The sequence below is a fragment of the Stenotrophomonas sp. 80084_Sma genome (genome assembly GCF_056481995.1).
In genome coordinates this window covers 3,292,957-3,308,206 of sequence record NZ_CM151177.1, presented here as the reverse complement: position 1 = coordinate 3,308,206, position 15,250 = coordinate 3,292,957, and the positions used below count along the sequence as shown (strand labels likewise).

Annotated in this window: 11 protein-coding genes; 7 read left to right on the top strand and 4 right to left on the bottom strand. The window is 67.8% G+C overall.

All coding sequences use genetic code 11. The features are described from left to right. Positions 1-64 precede the first annotated feature (64 nt). Positions 65-646, top strand: a complete 582-nt coding sequence (locus ACZK3W_RS15345) for a TetR family transcriptional regulator (protein WP_197615928.1) — start codon at positions 65-67, stop codon at positions 644-646. 180 nt (positions 647-826) lie between these two features. Beyond that, on the top strand, positions 827-3,157 hold the full coding sequence (locus tag ACZK3W_RS15340) for a TonB-dependent receptor (protein WP_032130294.1): 2,331 nt from the start codon (positions 827-829) through the stop codon (positions 3,155-3,157). Between the two features lie 74 nt (positions 3,158-3,231). Here the strand turns inward: ACZK3W_RS15340 and ACZK3W_RS15335 are convergent, their stop codons facing one another. Further along, positions 3,232-4,305, bottom strand: coding sequence for a hypothetical protein (locus ACZK3W_RS15335; protein WP_032130293.1), 1,074 nt, complete (start codon positions 4,303-4,305; stop codon positions 3,232-3,234). A 90-nt stretch (positions 4,306-4,395) separates the two neighbouring features. Next, entirely contained in the window at positions 4,396-5,475 is a 1,080-nt protein-coding gene (rnd, locus tag ACZK3W_RS15330; RefSeq protein ID WP_032130292.1) for a ribonuclease D, read from the bottom strand. A gap of 84 nt (positions 5,476-5,559) precedes the next feature. Between rnd and ACZK3W_RS15325 the strand changes: the two genes are divergently transcribed. Together ACZK3W_RS15325 and ACZK3W_RS15320 are read left to right on the top strand one after the other, a co-directional pair. Beyond that, on the top strand, positions 5,560-7,446 hold the full coding sequence (locus tag ACZK3W_RS15325; protein WP_049423890.1) for a formylglycine-generating enzyme family protein: 1,887 nt from the start codon (positions 5,560-5,562) through the stop codon (positions 7,444-7,446). Between the two features lie 89 nt (positions 7,447-7,535). After that, entirely contained in the window at positions 7,536-8,432 is an 897-nt protein-coding gene (locus ACZK3W_RS15320) for a M48 family metallopeptidase (RefSeq protein ID WP_049401698.1), read from the top strand. A 698-nt stretch (positions 8,433-9,130) separates the two neighbouring features. On the opposite strand, the gene xseA is transcribed toward ACZK3W_RS15320, so the two are convergent. Beyond that, positions 9,131-10,462: an exodeoxyribonuclease VII large subunit gene (gene xseA / locus ACZK3W_RS15315; RefSeq protein ID WP_197616069.1), complete on the bottom strand. Its 1,332-nt coding sequence runs from the start codon at positions 10,460-10,462 to the stop codon at positions 9,131-9,133. Between the two features lie 44 nt (positions 10,463-10,506). Beyond that, positions 10,507-11,577: a tRNA epoxyqueuosine(34) reductase QueG gene (gene queG / locus ACZK3W_RS15310; protein ID WP_197616068.1), complete on the bottom strand. Its 1,071-nt coding sequence runs from the start codon at positions 11,575-11,577 to the stop codon at positions 10,507-10,509. A gap of 23 nt (positions 11,578-11,600) precedes the next feature. On the opposite strand from queG, the gene ACZK3W_RS15305 reads away from it, so the two are divergent. The 3 genes from ACZK3W_RS15305 (at position 11,601) to ACZK3W_RS15295 (ending at position 15,215) form a co-directional block, all read left to right on the top strand. Further along, positions 11,601-13,085, top strand: coding sequence for an NAD(P)H-hydrate dehydratase (locus tag ACZK3W_RS15305; protein ID WP_197616067.1), 1,485 nt, complete (start codon positions 11,601-11,603; stop codon positions 13,083-13,085). Continuing rightward, entirely contained in the window at positions 13,082-13,564 is a 483-nt protein-coding gene (tsaE, locus tag ACZK3W_RS15300) for a tRNA (adenosine(37)-N6)-threonylcarbamoyltransferase complex ATPase subunit type 1 TsaE (protein WP_049401237.1), read from the top strand. Before ACZK3W_RS15305 ends, tsaE begins: the two co-directional genes overlap by 4 nt. A gap of 82 nt (positions 13,565-13,646) precedes the next feature. Further along, positions 13,647-15,215 (top strand): N-acetylmuramoyl-L-alanine amidase, encoded by a 1,569-nt coding sequence (locus tag ACZK3W_RS15295; protein WP_197616066.1) that lies wholly within the window; start codon positions 13,647-13,649, stop codon positions 15,213-15,215. Positions 15,216-15,250 lie beyond the last annotated feature (35 nt).

Below are 15,250 nucleotides of genomic sequence, written 5' to 3'. Positions count from 1 at the left end.
GCGCGACCCTCGCGGTGGTCAACACCCGCGTTACACTGCGCGCCTCACTGGAGCAGGCAGGCAGATGGCAGGGCGACCGCGCGAATTCGACAGGGACCAGGCGTTGCGCAAGGCGATGCTGCTGTTCTGGCAGCACGGCTATGAAGGCACGTCGATGTCGGCACTGGTGGAAGCACTGGGCATCGCCTCTGCACGCATCTATGCCGCGTTCGGCAGCAAGGAGCAGTTGTTCCGCGAAGCCGTTGCGCTGTACGAGGAAGGCGAGGGCGGCTTCGCGCCGCGCGCGCTGGAGCAGGCCACGCTGCGCGAGGCGATCGGGTCCATGCTGCGTGACGCCGTGTTGACCTACACCCGGCGCGGGCGGCCACACGGTTGCCTGGTGGTGTCCTCGGCCAGCAGCGTGTCGCCCGATGGCGAGGGCGTACGGGACTGGCTGGCCAGCCATCGTCGCCAGCGTACGGCGGCGATCATTGCGCGGCTGCAGCAGGCGCAGGCCGAAGGGCAGCTGGCCGGCGATGTGGCGGTGCAGGCACTGGCCGATCACTTCGCCACGGTGCTGCACGGCATTTCGGTGCAGGCCCGTGACGGCATCAGCCGCGAGCGGCTGCTGGCGATGGTCGATGTGGCGTTGACCCCGCTGCCCTGAGTCAAGCCTTCAGGGCGTGCGGAATGCCCGGTGACTGTGCCGAAACCGCTTGTTTCGCCGGGTTTGGGTGCTGTGCAACGAAATCGTAACAATTTGGGGGATAATGGCGGCTTGCGCAGTTATCCTCCATTTTGCCGCCCGGCTCGCGCAGGCCGCACGGACGCCTCCTCAGAGCATTTCATGCCCTCCCATTCCGATTCCCGCCGCCTGTCGGGTATGTCGTCTTCCTTTGTTTCCTTCCGCCGCCATCCGCTGGCCCTGGCCTGTGCCGGCCTGGCCCTGGTCGGCAGCTTCGGCGCCGCCGCACAGGACAGCGCGCCGACCCCGACCGGCCTGGACACGATCACCGTGACCGCCGAACACCGTGAGCAGAACCTGCAGGAAGTGCCGGTCTCGGTGGGCGTGGTGCAGGGCGAGCGCATGCGCGACTTCACCGCCGGCGGCGACGACACCCTGCTGGCGCTGTCCGGCCGCGTGCCGAGCCTGTATGCGGAAACCACCACCGGTCGCATCTTCCCGCGCTTCTACATCCGTGGCCTGGGCAACATCGACTTCTACCTCGGTGCCTCGCAGCCGGTGTCGATCATCCAGGACGACGTGGTGCTGGAACACGTGGTGCTGAAGTCCAACCCGGTCTATGACGTGGACCAGGTGGAAGTGCTGCGCGGCCCGCAGGGCTCGCTGTTCGGCCGCAACACCACCGCCGGCATCATCAAGTTCGACACCCTGAAGCCGACCCAGGACTACACCGGCCGCGTCAGCGCCAGCTACGCGTCCTACAACAGCGTGTCGATCGACGGCGGCTTCGGTGGCCCGATCAACGACATCGCCTCGTTCCGTGTGTCGGCCCTGTACCAGCACCGCGACGATTACGTCGACAACACCTACAAGGGCCCGAGCGCCGACGGCACGGTCAGCCCGAAGAAGAACGCCATGGGCGGCTTCGATGACCGCAACGTGCGCGCCCAGCTGCTGCTGACCCCGAGCGACCAGTTCTCGATCCTGGCCTCGGCCCACGCCCGTGATTACGAAGGCACCTCAACCCTGTTCCTGCGCGGTGCGCTGACCAAGGGCTCGAACAAGACCGACGTGCCGCGCGACAAGGTCGCCTACGACGAAGCCGGCAACAACCCGCAGGCGTACAAGACCTATGGCGGTTCGGTGAAGGCGCGTTATGACTTCGGCGCGATCGACTTCACTTCGATCACCGCCTACGAAACCACCTCCGGTTACAGCCGTGGCGACACCGACGGCGGTGCCGCGGTGAACTTCCCGGTCAACGGCGTGCCGAACGGCTACGGCCAGTCGATGGGCCGCATCCGTGACCTGGACCAGTGGACCCAGGAATTCCGCCTGGCCAGCCATGACGACAGCGCCCTGCAGTGGCAGGCCGGTGCGTTCTACTTCAACGGCAGCGACACCACCGACTTCTACCAGCGTGCATGGTTCCTGCAGGGCGCGGCCCGCAACCCGAACAACTGGGTGCGCCTGCGCAACAAGAACACCTCGTGGGCCGGGTTCGGCCAGATCAGCTACGCCTTCACCGACAAGTTCACCGTCACTGCCGGCCTGCGCCAGACCAAGGACGAGAAGCACACCCGCCTGCTGAAGACGGCTGACACTGCCGCTGGCGTGGTCACCTACAAGGGCCGCACCGACGTCAAGATGTCCGACACCACCCCGAGCTGGGATCTGAGCGCGATGTATCAGATCACGCCGGACGTGAGCGTCTACGCCAAGGTCGCACGCGGCTTCCGCGGCCCGACCATCCAGGGCCGTTCGGCGGTGTTCAATGCCGACTTCACCACCGCTGATTCCGAGACCATCCTGTCCTGGGAAGCGGGCGTGAAGAGCAGCCTGTGGGACAACCGCCTGCGCCTGAACGCCACCGCGTTCACCTACACCGTCAACGACATCCAGCTCAACGGCAACGATTCGGACGGCAACGGCGTGCTGTTCAACGCCGACAAGGCCAAGGCCTACGGTTTCGAAGCGGACATGGAGCTGCGTCCGATCCCGAACCTGACCCTGAGCGCCGGCCTGAGCCTGCTGCACAGCGAGATCAAGGACAAGCGCGTGTACGCGCAGGTCTGCGGCCTCAATGGCCAGGTGGTCTGCACCGTCGGCGACCCGACCATCAAGGTCGGTGCCAACACCTTCGCGCAGATCGACGGCAACCCGCTGCCGAACGCGCCGAAGTACAACGTCAACCTGGCGGCCCGCTACGACTTCCCGGTGAGCGACGCCGGCACCATGTTCGTCTCCACCGACTGGAACAAGCAGGGTTACACCAGCTTCGTGCTGTACGACAGCAAGGAGTTCAACTCCAAGGGTGACTTCGAGGGTGGCCTGAAGATCGGCTACTCGGGTAACTACGGTGCCTACGAAGTGGCGCTGTTCGCGCGCAACATCACCAACGAGAAGAACCTCAAGGGTGTGATCGAGAACTACATGGCCGCGGTCTACAACGAGCCGCGTACCGTCGGTGTCTCGCTGAACATGAACTGGTAAGCCCACCCCGTCGTGTAACGGAAACGGCGCTCATCGAGCGCCGTTTTTCGTTGCTGGTCAGGCATCATCCGTGCTCAAGGCGTGGCGCTGACGCCCTTGCCCAGCGCTGCATCGGACGGCGCACTGGGGCCCAGCACCTGCAGCTGCATCGCCTCCATCCGCTCCAGTACCTTGCGCTGCTTGCCGTTGAGGCCGCGCGAGGTGATTGCGATGTGCTTGCGTGCAGCGTCCAACGGCGCGGGTTGGTAGTGCACCCTGAAGCGGCGCAGGGCGCAGCCCGTCAGCTTGTCGACCGGTGCGCAGTCGTTCGCGTTGAAATCGATATCGCCGTCGGCGGCAACAATGAAGGGGCTGAGCAGGATCTGCCCTTCGTGGGCAGTGAAGGCCAGTGGCGCGTGGGCCTTGGCGATGACCGCCTGGATGCGTACGGCAGGGATGTCTTCAGGGACGATCCTGTCATCCCAGTAGCCTTCGGTCGGGCGCGAGGTTTCATAGTTCTGGGTGCCCCATGCCACGCAGTTGCCGGAAGCCACGTGCACCGAGATGCAGACCTGCTGGGAGTGCTGATCGGTCAGGACGCCCGGTGGTACCCAGACCTTCTTCCAGGAATAGAAACGGTAGTCGACGTCGGCAAGGCGGGTGGCGCCGATGTCCTTCGATACTTCGTCCATGGTCCCCAGCGGCTTCAGCTTGGCCACGCGGGTGTTCAGGCGGTAGTTCTCCGCACCGTTCAGCAGATAGGTGCCCGGCGGAATCAGATGCACCTCGAACACGTCCATCAACACCGTCCGCTGCGGGCCGGTTTCCAGTTCGTTGGTGTTGAACAGCTGCACATAGCCCTGGGAGGGAATGTCCTTGTGCTGGAAGGACACCCGCGTCGAGAACCCGGGCAGGTCGGTCGAGCGGTTGCCCAGATGAAAGCCGGGGACCGGAGAGCCGACGCCTGGCCCGCCGTTGTGCACGACATACGGGGCCGGCACCAGCACGGCAACCAGACCATCGCGGGTGGCACCGTCAATGATGTCCACCAGCTTGGCTGTGTTCTCCTTTTCCTGTGCATAGGAAAGTGGTGCGGCCTGCCCAGCGCATGCCAGGACCAACGGGGTTAGCAGCAGTGCGCAGGCGGTCGCGATCTTGAGGGTCTGCATCGACGTCTCCTTGTCAGTACCGGCAAACCCTAGCACGGCCCCAGCAGGCCTGAGGTGCACGGCGCCGACGTGGTCCGGCGCCTTGTGCCATCAACGTGCCGGCAGCAGCGCCTGCAACCGCGATTCCAGTTCCTGCTGGCGCCAGCCGGCCAGTGCTGCCGGCCATTGGCGGCGTTCCAGATAGCTTTCCAGATGCTTGCGGGAGGCCAGCACGCCATCCGGCAGGCCCAGCTCGCGGCTGCGCTCGGCCACCGCGTCTTGAAGCTTCTTCACCGCCTGCTTGTTGCTGTCGTTGGCGGGTAGTGCCAGCGGTGCCCCGGCCTCATCGGCCAGCGGTGTGGACAGCGCCTGCCAGACCGCGCCGGCCAGCTTGCGCGGTGCCTTCGGGAACTGCTCGAACAGCTTGCCCAGCGCAGCCTCGTCGGCCGGTGGCGTGCGCGCCAGGGTGGCGGCCAGTTCGTTGTCCAGGATCCAGCTTCGCGGGCGGTCGCTGTTGCGTGCCTGTACATCACGCCAGCGCAGCAGGCGCAGCAGGCGGTGCTGTGCGGCCGCGTCGAGGAACTGCGCCGAGCGCATCGCCAGATGCGGCCAGCGGTCTTCGTCATTGGCGACGCTGGCCAGCAGGCGCTCGCCATCGTCGTGCAGCCACTGCTGGCGGCCGAGTGCCTGCAGCTTGGCATCAATGGCGTCATGCAGCGCGAACAGGTGCTCGACGTCGTCGGCGGCATACTGCAGCTGCGACTCCGAAAGCGGGCGGCGCATCCAGTCCGAACGGGTTTCGCCCTTGGCCAGGGCGACGCCGGTGATTTCCGCCACCAGCTTCTGGTAGCCCATGCCGCCGCCGATGCCGGCCAGCGCAGCACCGATCTGGGTGTCGAACAGCGGTCGTGGCAGCACGCCGCACGCCCACTTGAACGCGACCAGGTCTTCGCTGGCGCTGTGCATCACCTTGGTGATGGATTCATCGGCCAGCCACGGCGCCAGCGCCTCGGTCATGCCGGGAATCAGCGGGTCGATCAGCAGGATGTCCTGCCCGACCGCCATCTGCACCAGGGCCAGCTGCGGCCAGAAGGTGCGCTCACGGATGAATTCGGTATCCAGGCCGATGCGGGTCGGGCGCTGCTGGAAGTACGCATCCAGCTCGGCGGGGGTGGTGATCCAGGTTGCCACGGGTCAGGGCCTACTACTCGGGTTTGCTCAGGCAGGGGAGAATAGCCTAACGTCGGTGCGCGTCCGTGCCGAAGGAGGCTCTGCTTGCGTTTTTCGTTGTCGCCCGTGCTGTGCACCGCCCTGGCCTTGGCCCTGGCCGGCTGCACGCCGTCGCCCCCCACGGCAACGGACCGGAGTGCCGGGGAACAGGCGCGCCCGTCCGCGGACGCAGACAGCGACGAGCGCCCGCAGGCCGGGCAGGGCAGCGTGACCATCGCCGGTGAGGATGCCGCCGAGGATGTACAGCAGTGGACGCCGCCGCGGGTGGACCGCCAGGGCCGCAGCCTGGCCCAGTTGCGCCGCGCCGCCGAGCAGGCGTTCGCCGAAGGACGGCTCTATGAGGATGCCGATGCCGCCATCCCGCTGTGGCTGGCGGTACAGGAAGAGGATCCGGATGACCGCCAGGCTCGCCAAGGCCTGCAGCGCGCCCGCCAGCGCCTGCAGCAGCAGGCGGATGCGTTGCTGGTGCGGCCGCTGAAGCAGCGCGAGGCGCTGGCTGAGGCCAGCCGCCAGGCGCTGGTGTTGCTGACGCTGGCGCCGAAGGACGAAAAGGTGCGTGCGCTGCAGGGACGGGTGGAGCTTGCCCAGCGTGTGGTGGCCTATAACCGCGCCGGCGAAGAGGACCTGCGCTCGGACCGGATCGGTGAAGACGGGGATGGGGCCATCGGCAACTTCCGTGAGGCACTGGCACTGGATGAGGACAACAGCCGCGCACGGCAGGGACTGGCCGCGGCCGAAAGTGGACTGATCCGCCGCGCCGAAGACGCGGCACGCACGCGCGATTTCGCCAGCGCCGGCACCTGGCTGGCCGAAGCGAGCAAGGTGCGCGACTCGTCGCCCACCATCGCCGACGCGTTCGAGCGCATCGAGCAGATCCGTGCGGCGGCATTGCTGCAGCTGCGCGATGACGGCCTGCGCGACCTGTCCACGCCGCAGGGCCTGAAGCCGGCGCGCGAGAAACTGGCCGAGGCCCTGCGCATCGCCCTGCCGGGAGACGCGGTGGTGGCCCAGCTGCGTGAGCGTATCGACCTGGCCACCCACTACGGCAGCTTCCGCCCGGGACAGGTGTTCAGCGACGCCATGCGCGATGGCGGACGCGGGCCGCAGATGGTGGTGGTGCCGCATGGCGGTTTCCAGATGGGCGCCGGCGATGCCGAGCCGGGCTCGAGCGATGCCGAGCGACCATCGCACTATGTGCGCTTTGATCGAGGCTTTGCGATGGCGATCACCGAGGTCACGGTCAGCGATTTCCAGCGCTACGTGAAGGCGACCAATGCGCGCCCACGGGCGACGCGGCGCGGCCATTCGGTGGTCTATGACGAACGCAGCGGCAACTTCATCCGCCGCAGCGGCGTGGACTGGCGCTCGGATTACGACGGTGGCCGCGCGATGGCCAATTCGCCGGTGATGCACGTCAGCATCCGCGATGCCGAAAACTATGCGGCGTGGTTGTCCGAGCAGACCGGGCGCAGCTACCGGTTGCCCAGTGAAGCAGAGTTCGAGTACGCGCTGCGCGGTGGCAGCAGTGGTCGCTACCCCTGGGGCGATGCCGGCACGCCGCCGCCGGGCAGCGGCAATTTCACCGGCAGCAAGGACGTGTCGCCGTCCGGGCGGCATTGGCACAACGCCTTCATCGGCTATGGCGATGGCTGGTGGGGGCCAGCACCGGTAGGGAGTTTCCAGGCCAATGCCTTCGGCCTGCACGACATGGGCGGCAATCTCAGCGAATGGGTGGCCGATTGCTGGCATGCCAGCTACCGGCGCGCGCCCTCCGATGGCGCCGCCTGGTTCAACCCGGGCTGCCGCGCACGGGTGATCCGGGGCGGCAACTGGGCCAATGCGCCGGAGCAGACCCGTGCCGCCTGGCGGCAATCCCAGGACTCGGATACCACCAACGCGCGCATCGGCTTCCGCCTGGTACGCGGCATCTGATCGGCGGCCGGCTTCACCCGTTGCTGGCATCGGCGCACTAAGATTGCGCCGTGCCCGCCGGCCGGCGGGGCCTGCTGGAAGCCGACCCGATGCGCAATGATCCCTTCTCCCGCTCGCCGCAAGGCCCACAACGGCGCGGCCTGTTCGGCAACATCCGCTGGTGGGTGCTATTGCTGGCCGCTGGCTATGCGGTCTTCTACTGGTTTTCCAACCGTACGGTGGATCCGTATACCGGCGAGAAGGTGATGATTGACAGCAGCCTGGATGCGCGGCAGGAGACCGCTTTGGGGCTGCAGGCCTACCAGCAGATCCTGTCGCAGGAACGGCCGATGGATCCCAATGCGCCGATCGCGCGCGATGTGCGCGACATCGCCCAGCGGTTGATTGCCAAGGTCGATGTGGTGGAGACCGCGCTGGCCCAGGAGCACGGCGTGCAGCCGGCGCATTTCGCGCGGGATTTCCAGTGGGAAGTGAATGTGATCCCATCCGAGCAGGCCAACGCGTTCTGCCTGCCGGGCGGCAAGATGGCGGTCTACACCGGGCTGGTGCCGGTGGCGCGCACCCGTGATGCGATGGCGGTGGTGATGGGCCATGAGATTGCCCATGCGCTGCTGCGCCACGGTGCACAGCGGATGGCCCAGCAGAAGCTGACCCAGATCGGGCAGGTGGCCGGCGCCGCCAGCGGCATGGATGCGCAGCAGCAACAGATGATGATGTCGGCGATGGGTTATGGGTATCTGCTGCCGTATGCGCGCAGCCACGAGACGCAGGCCGATGAAGTGGGGCTGATGCTGGCCGCGGCAGCGTGCTTCGATCCACGCGAGGCGGTGCCGCTGTGGCAGCGCATGGGCCAGGCCAGCGGTGGCCAGTCACCGCCGGAATTCTCCTCGACCCATCCCAACCCGGGTACCCGCATCCAGAACCTGCAGGCGCTGATGCCGAAGGCGCTCGAGTACCGGCAGAAGTTCTGCGAGCAGGCAAAGTAGGGGGTTGTTCGGCAGGGCTGCGCCCTGCACCTGCCGAAGCAACAGCAACAGCGTGCATTCCGTGGGATGGCGGGGTGGGTCCGGTTGCGGGGGCCGCTGCAAGTCCCCCCTCCGGGGCCCGGCCCAGCCGCTGGCGGCTGTGCGTTCGGGCGCTTGCGAAGCAGTGCTTCGCAAGCAAAGCGCCCTCACCCATGTAAGCTCGGTCGCCGCTTGCTCGTGTGCGCAGTCCTGCGCACACGGCAAGACCGGGGTTGGGCGTCCTGCCCAACCCGCCCGAGGCATGCCTCGGGCCCATGCGGCTCACGCCCCCGCAACCGGACCCACCCCGCCTTCGAAAGATTCTCGCAATCTGTTCGCTCTTCTGTAGAGCCGAGCCATGCTCGGCTCAAATCGTTCCGATATCGAAATATTCGATTCCGATGGAGATTCATCCACGCATGCGTGGATCTACCGTGTCGACCAAGGTCGACAACTACCAACAGCCTCCGGAATCTGTCAGAGGCGGGGCGGTGTGGTTGTGCGGGACCGTTGGCGCCATGGATGGCGCCATCGAGCCCCCATGGATGGGTTTACGGCGTGTCCTGCACAGCCACACCGCCCCGCCATCCCACGGAATACCAGCTTTGGCTGTTGCTTCGGCTGTTGCTGTTGCTTGAGCGCTTCTGCAGGTGCAGGGCGCAGCCCTGCCGAACAACCCTTTACTTGACCTGCACCTCGATCACACCGTCGCCAATACGGGCCTGCAGGGCGTCACCCGGCTGCACCTGGTCGACGTGCCGCACCAGGGCACCGTCGTCGCTGCGGGTCAGGATGCTGTAGCCACGTGCCACAGTCGCCAGCGGGCTGACCGCTTCCAGCGAACGCGCCAGCCCGCGCAGGCGCAGTGCATCGCGTTCCAGCAGACGCTGCATCGCAATCTGTGGGCGCCCGCGCAGGGCAGCCAGGCGGCGCTGCATCGCGTCGAGCTGGCGCTGCGGATGATGCCCGCGCAGCACTGCCGCCGCATGGCGCAGGCGCGCGGCACGGCGTTCCTGTTGCTGGTTGAAGGCGGCATGCAGGCGCCGACCCAGATCCAGTTGGCGGCGGCGCAGCAGGTCCAGCCGTGCCTGCGGGCTCTGGGCGTTCAGGCGCAGCAGGGCACGATCGGCGCGCTGCATCGCCTGCTGCATCGCATGCCGTTGCAACTGCACCATGCGGGCGGCCGTGCGGCGCAGGCGCAGGGCCAGTTCGCGCTGGTCGGGTACCAGCAGTTCGGCCGCCACCGACGGCGTCGGTGCGCGCAGGTCGGCGGCAAAATCGCTGAGGCTGAAGTCGGTTTCGTGTCCCACCGCCGACACCACCGGGGTGCGGCTGGCGGCGATCGCCCGGGCCAGCGCTTCATCGTTGAAGGCCCACAGGTCTTCCAGCGAGCCGCCACCGCGGGTCAGCAGGATCACGTCGTAGCGGCCACTGGCGTCGGCCGCCTGCAGCAGGCGGGTGATCTGCGCGGCGGCACTGCTGCCCTGGACCAGGGTCGGCAGCAGGTCCACTTCCAGCAGCGGGAAGCGGCGGCCGAGCACGCTCAGCACGTCGCGTACGGCGGCACCGGTGGGCGAGGTGATCACTGCCAGGCGCTGCACGTGCGCCGGCAGCGGCCGCTTGCGTGCCGGGTCGAACAGGCCCTCGGCCTCCAGGCGTGCCTTCAGCTCCTCGAAAGCGCGGCGCAGCGCGCCTTCGCCGGCTTCTTCCATGTGGTCCAGCACCATCTGGTACTCGCCACGGGCGTCGTACAGGGTCACCTTGCCGCGCACCAGCACGCGCATGCCTTCGCGCGGCACGAACTTCAGGTACTGCGCCTTCATCCGGAACATTGCTGCGCGCAGCTGCGCACGTGCGTCCTTCAGGGTGAAATACAGGTGCCCGGAGGCAGGGCGCGCCACGCTGCCCAGTTCGGCCTCGACCCAGATCGCCGGGAAGCTGCCTTCCAGCAGGTCGCGGGCCAGGGTGTTGAGCTGGCTGGGGGTGAGGATGTCGTTGTTGCGTGGCTGCATGGGAACGGCGTGCTGCGGGCGGAACGGGGGCTCAGGATCGCACGTCAGCGCACCGTGTGCTGGCCCAGCGCCCACTGCACGTGTTCACGCACCAGCGGCGAGGGATCATCGATGCGGGTATGCAATGCGGCGAGCGCTTCGGCCGAGGACGGTGCATTGCCCAGTGCCACGGCGATGTTGCGCAGCCAGCGTTCATGGCCACTGCGCCGGATCGGGCTGCCTTCGGTACGGCGCAGGAACTCGGCTTCATCCCAGGCGAACAGCTGGTCCAGCCGCGCGGTATCGAGGTTGTTGCGCGCGCGGAAATCGGCTTCGTCGGTACGCTTGGCGAACTTGTTCCAGGGGCAGACCAGCTGGCAGTCATCACAGCCGTAGATGCGGTTGCCGATCAACGGCCGCATCTCTTCGGGAATGGCCCCGTCGTGCTCGATGGTCAGGTAGGAGATACAGCGCCGCGCGTCCAGCCGCTGCGGGCCGGTGATGGCCTGGGTCGGGCAGACATCGATGCAGCGCGTGCAGGTACCGCAGTGTGCTGTGGCCGGTGCATCGATCGGCAGCGGGATATCGATGTAGATCTCGCCGATGAAGAACCAGGAGCCGCCATGGCGGTCGATCAGGCAGGTGTGCTTGCCGATCCAGCCCAGGCCGGCATTGCGCGCCAGTGCGCGTTCCAGCACGGGGGCGGAATCGACGAATACGCGGTAGCCCAGCGGTGCCACTTCATCGTTGATCTGCGTGGCCAGCTTCTGCAGGCGGTTGCGCATCAGCTTGTGGTAGTCGCGACCCAAAGCGTAACGGGCCACGTAGGCGCGGCCCGGGTCGGCCAGGGTTGCCCAAGCTTCGGTGTCGTCCTTGTGGCTGTAGTCCATGCCTACCGAGATCACCCGCACGGTGCCGGGCAGCAGTTCGGCCGGGCGCGCGCGCAGGGTGCCGTGGCGCGCCATCCAGTCCATCGTGCCGTACAGGCCCTGGCCCAGCCAGTCAGCCAGGTGCGCTTCATCCTCGCCCAGCTCGATGCCGGCGATGCCACAGCGCTGGAAGCCATGCGCACGGGCGAGTTCGCGGATGCGCTGCACGGCCTGGGTAGGATCGACAGGGGCGGGGACGGGGGACATGCGCACCAGTATAAAATCCCCGCATGGCCAACCTTGCCGATCTGTTCGATTCCGCTGCCGCGCGTGCGCTTGATGCGCAGGCCTCGGCGCTGGCCGCCGAGGGCGGTTGGGGCCTGATGGCACAGGCCGGCCAGGCCGCCTGGCAGTGCCTGCTGCAGCATTGGCCGCAGGCGCAGCGGATCGGCGTGGTGGTTGGTGCGGGCAACAACGGCGGCGACGGCCATGTGCTGGCCCGCCATGCGCTGCAGGCCGGACGTGAGGTGACGGTGATCGCCTTGCCGGGGAAGCCACCGTCAACCGCGCTGGCACAGCGTGCAGCATCGGAATTCACATCCGACGGCGGCACCCTCACCGATTTCGACGGCGCGCTTCCCGAGGCCGATATCTGGGTCGATGCCCTGTTCGGGCTGGGCTTCGATCGCGTGCCGGAGGGCGTGGCTCAGACGCTGATTGCCGCGCTCAATGCGCAGGCGGCACCGGTTCTGGCGCTGGACGTCCCCAGTGGCGTGGATGCCGACCGCGGCGCCGTACCGGGCGACGCGGTGAGGGCGGCGCTGACCGTGCAGTTCATCGTGCCGCATCGCGGGCTGTACACCGGCGATGCGCTGGACCATTGCGGGCGGAAGGCGCTGGCGCCGCTGCAGCTACCCGCGGCCGCATGGCAGAGCGTGTCACCCGCTGCGCAGCTCTGGACGCAGGTGCGCCTGCCAGCCCTGCTGCCGCCGCGCCGCACCAATACCCACAAGGGCGAATCCGGGCACGTGCTGTGCGTCGGCGGCAACCATGGCAGCGGCGGCGCCATCGCGATGGCGGCCGAAGCCGCCTTGCGCGCGGGTGCTGGATTGCTGAGCCTGGGCACCCGCCGCGACCACGTTGGCCCGTTGCTGGCGCGGCTGCCCGAAGCCATGACCCATGCACTGGAAGATGGTGACGCGCTGCCGGCACTGCTGGACAAGGCCAGGGTGGTGGCGATCGGCCCCGGTCTGGGCCAGGACGAATGGGCGCGCGCACTGTTTGCGCGGGTGCTGGCCAGCGCCAGGCCACTGGTGGTCGATGCCGATGCACTGAACCTGCTGGCGCAGGATCCGCGCGCGCTGCCCGACGCCATCCTTACGCCACACCCGGGCGAGGCCGCGCGCCTGCTGGGTTGCAGCACGTCTGACATCCAGGCCGATCGCTTCACCTGCGCACAGGCACTGGCCGAGCGCTTCCACGCCGTGGTGGTGCTGAAGGGCGCCGGCAGCATCGTCGCAGCGCCGGGGCAACGGCCACGACTGATCGCGGCTGGCAATCCCGGCATGGCCGTGGGTGGCATGGGAGACCTGCTGACAGGCATCATCGCCAGCCTGCGTGGGCAAGGCCTGGCCGCCTTCGATGCCGCCGCCGCTGGTGCGCTGCTGCATGCGCTTGCCGGCGACGTCGCTGCCGCCGACGGCGCGCGCGGCCTGCTTCCAACTGATCTGCTGTCGCCGCTGCGGCGACTGGCCAACCCGGAACTTTCCAGATGATCGATTTCTTCCTTGCCGACAGCGCTGCCACTGAACTGCTCGGGCAGTGGCTGGCCGCCACCCGACCGCCGCAGGCGCTGGTCGAACTGCGCGGCGACCTGGGCGCCGGCAAATCCACCACCGCCCGCGCACTGCTGCGCGCACTGGGCGTGCAGGGGGCGATCCGCAGCCCGACCTACACCCTGGTCGAGCGCTATCCGCTGGCCAGCGGTGGCGAGGCCTGGCATCTGGATCTGTACCGGATCGGCCAGGCCGGCGAGCTCGATTTTCTCGGGCTGGACGAGGGCAGCGCGGTGTTGTGGCTGGTGGAATGGCCGGAACGCGGCGCTGGCGCGCTGCCGCCGACCGACCTGGTGGTGGCGCTGGAGATCGAGGGGCAGGGGCGTCGCGTCCGTCTCACTGGAGCCAGCGACGTCGGACATGAATGGCTGGAACGGCTCCCCCAAGGGGGCGACTTGCAGGCCATTTCTGTCGGCTGACGAGAACAAACACCGGCAGGTTACGGATTATTAAGGAAAAAGGTGTTGCATTCCGTTCAGCGCGGTGATTGAATCCTGAGCCATGCGCCCGGGGAACCGTCTCATTGCCATCTGTGCCGCCGTCGGACTGGGTCTGGCGAGCGTCAGTGCGTGGGCCGGTGAAGTCCGTCAGGTCCTGCTGAATACCGGCGCCACCGGCACCCGTGCCGAGATCTCGCTGGTCGGCAGTGGCGGTTACAAGACCTTGTCGCTGGCCGGACCGAACCGCCTGGTGGTCGATTTCCCGGACTCCAGCGCCATACGCAACCTGAAAATGCCGGCCGCGCAGGGCGTGGTCACGGCGGTGCGTACCGGACAGCCGGTGCCGGGGACCTTCCGTGTCGTTTTCGACCTCGCTGAATCGGTGGCGCCGTTCCGCCCACAGATGCAGCGCGAAGGCAATGAATCCAAGCTGGTGATCGAATGGCCGGGCGATGGCCCGGCCGTGGCCGCCAGCCGCCCGCCAGCGACGCCGGCGGTGCAGCCGCAGGCACCGGCACCGGTCAACACGCCCGCACCGACGCCGGCCGAGAGCGCGCAGTCGCGCAACGACGCCGCGCGCGCCACCGCGCTGTTGACCGCGCAGGTACAGCAGCAGGCCAGCGCCGCGGCTGCCACACCGGCCACTCCGACCCCGGCCCCGTCCACTGCACCGGCCCAGGTCGCGGCAGCGGGTACGGCTGCCAGCAGCACGCCGTCCGCATCGCCGGCTGCGATCCTTGCCGGCCAGCGTACCGCCGCCGTGGTAACCACGCCGCCGGCCACAGCGCCTGCACCGGTTCCGACCACGGTGGTGCCACCGCGTCCGGCCATGCCCAGCGATGCCTCGCGCATCCGCATGCAGGCTGGCATGCGCCACCTGGTGGTGGCCATCGATCCAGGCCACGGCGGCCAGGACCCCGGTGCGATCGGCCCGACCGGCAAGCGCGAGAAGGATGTGACCCTGGCCGTAGCGCGTGAACTGGCCCGTCAGGTCAACGCGACGCCGGGCCTGAAGGCCTACCTGACCCGCGACAGCGACGTGTTCATTCCGCTGCCGATGCGCGCGCAGAAGGCGCGTGCGAACAAGGCCGACATCTTCATTTCGATCCATGCCGACGCGGCGGAAAACCGTTCGGCCACGGGCTCGTCGGTGTACGTGCTGTCGACCAAGGGCGCCTCTTCGCAGCGCGCCCGCTGGCTGGCGGACAAGGAAAACGCGGCCGACCTGGTCGGTGGCGTGCGCCTGCAGCAGACCGAAGGCACGCTCGCCAACGTGCTGCTGGATCTGGCCCAGAGCGGCTACATGAAGGCGTCCGAGGACGCGGCCGGCCATGTGCTGGGCGGCCTGAAGCGGATCGGCAACAACCACAAGCCGAACATCGAGCGCGCCAACTTCGCGGTGCTGCGTACTTCGGACATGCCGGCGATGCTGGTGGAAACCGCGTTCATCTCCAATCCGGATGAAGAGCGCCGCCTGATCGACCCGGCCTACCAGCGCAAGATCGCCGGTGCGGTACTGGACGGTGTGCACACGTTCTTCAGCCGTCAGCCGCCGCCGGGCACGTTGTATGCCGCCCGGGCCCAGGCCGAGATCGACGCCGCCGGCACCATGGCCGGCGGCAGCAAATAACCCGCCGAAGGTGGGTTACTGCTTTCTGTAGAGTC

Excerpts from the sequence above, each read along its gene's own strand:
- ACZK3W_RS15345 (WP_197615928.1), top strand. The coding sequence starts at position 65 with ATGGCAGGGCGACCGCGCGAATTCGACAGGGACCAGGCGTTGCGCAAG.
- ACZK3W_RS15340 (WP_032130294.1), top strand. The coding sequence starts at position 827 with ATGCCCTCCCATTCCGATTCCCGCCGCCTGTCGGGTATGTCGTCTTCC.
- ACZK3W_RS15335 (WP_032130293.1), bottom strand. The coding sequence starts at position 4,305 with ATGCAGACCCTCAAGATCGCGACCGCCTGCGCACTGCTGCTAACCCCG.
- ACZK3W_RS15320 (WP_049401698.1), top strand. The coding sequence starts at position 7,536 with ATGCGCAATGATCCCTTCTCCCGCTCGCCGCAAGGCCCACAACGGCGC.
- xseA (WP_197616069.1), bottom strand. The coding sequence starts at position 10,462 with ATGCAGCCACGCAACAACGACATCCTCACCCCCAGCCAGCTCAACACC.
- queG (WP_197616068.1), bottom strand. The coding sequence starts at position 11,577 with ATGTCCCCCGTCCCCGCCCCTGTCGATCCTACCCAGGCCGTGCAGCGC.
- ACZK3W_RS15305 (WP_197616067.1), top strand. The coding sequence starts at position 11,601 with ATGGCCAACCTTGCCGATCTGTTCGATTCCGCTGCCGCGCGTGCGCTT.
- tsaE (WP_049401237.1), top strand. The coding sequence starts at position 13,082 with ATGATCGATTTCTTCCTTGCCGACAGCGCTGCCACTGAACTGCTCGGG.
- ACZK3W_RS15295 (WP_197616066.1), top strand. The coding sequence starts at position 13,647 with ATGCGCCCGGGGAACCGTCTCATTGCCATCTGTGCCGCCGTCGGACTG.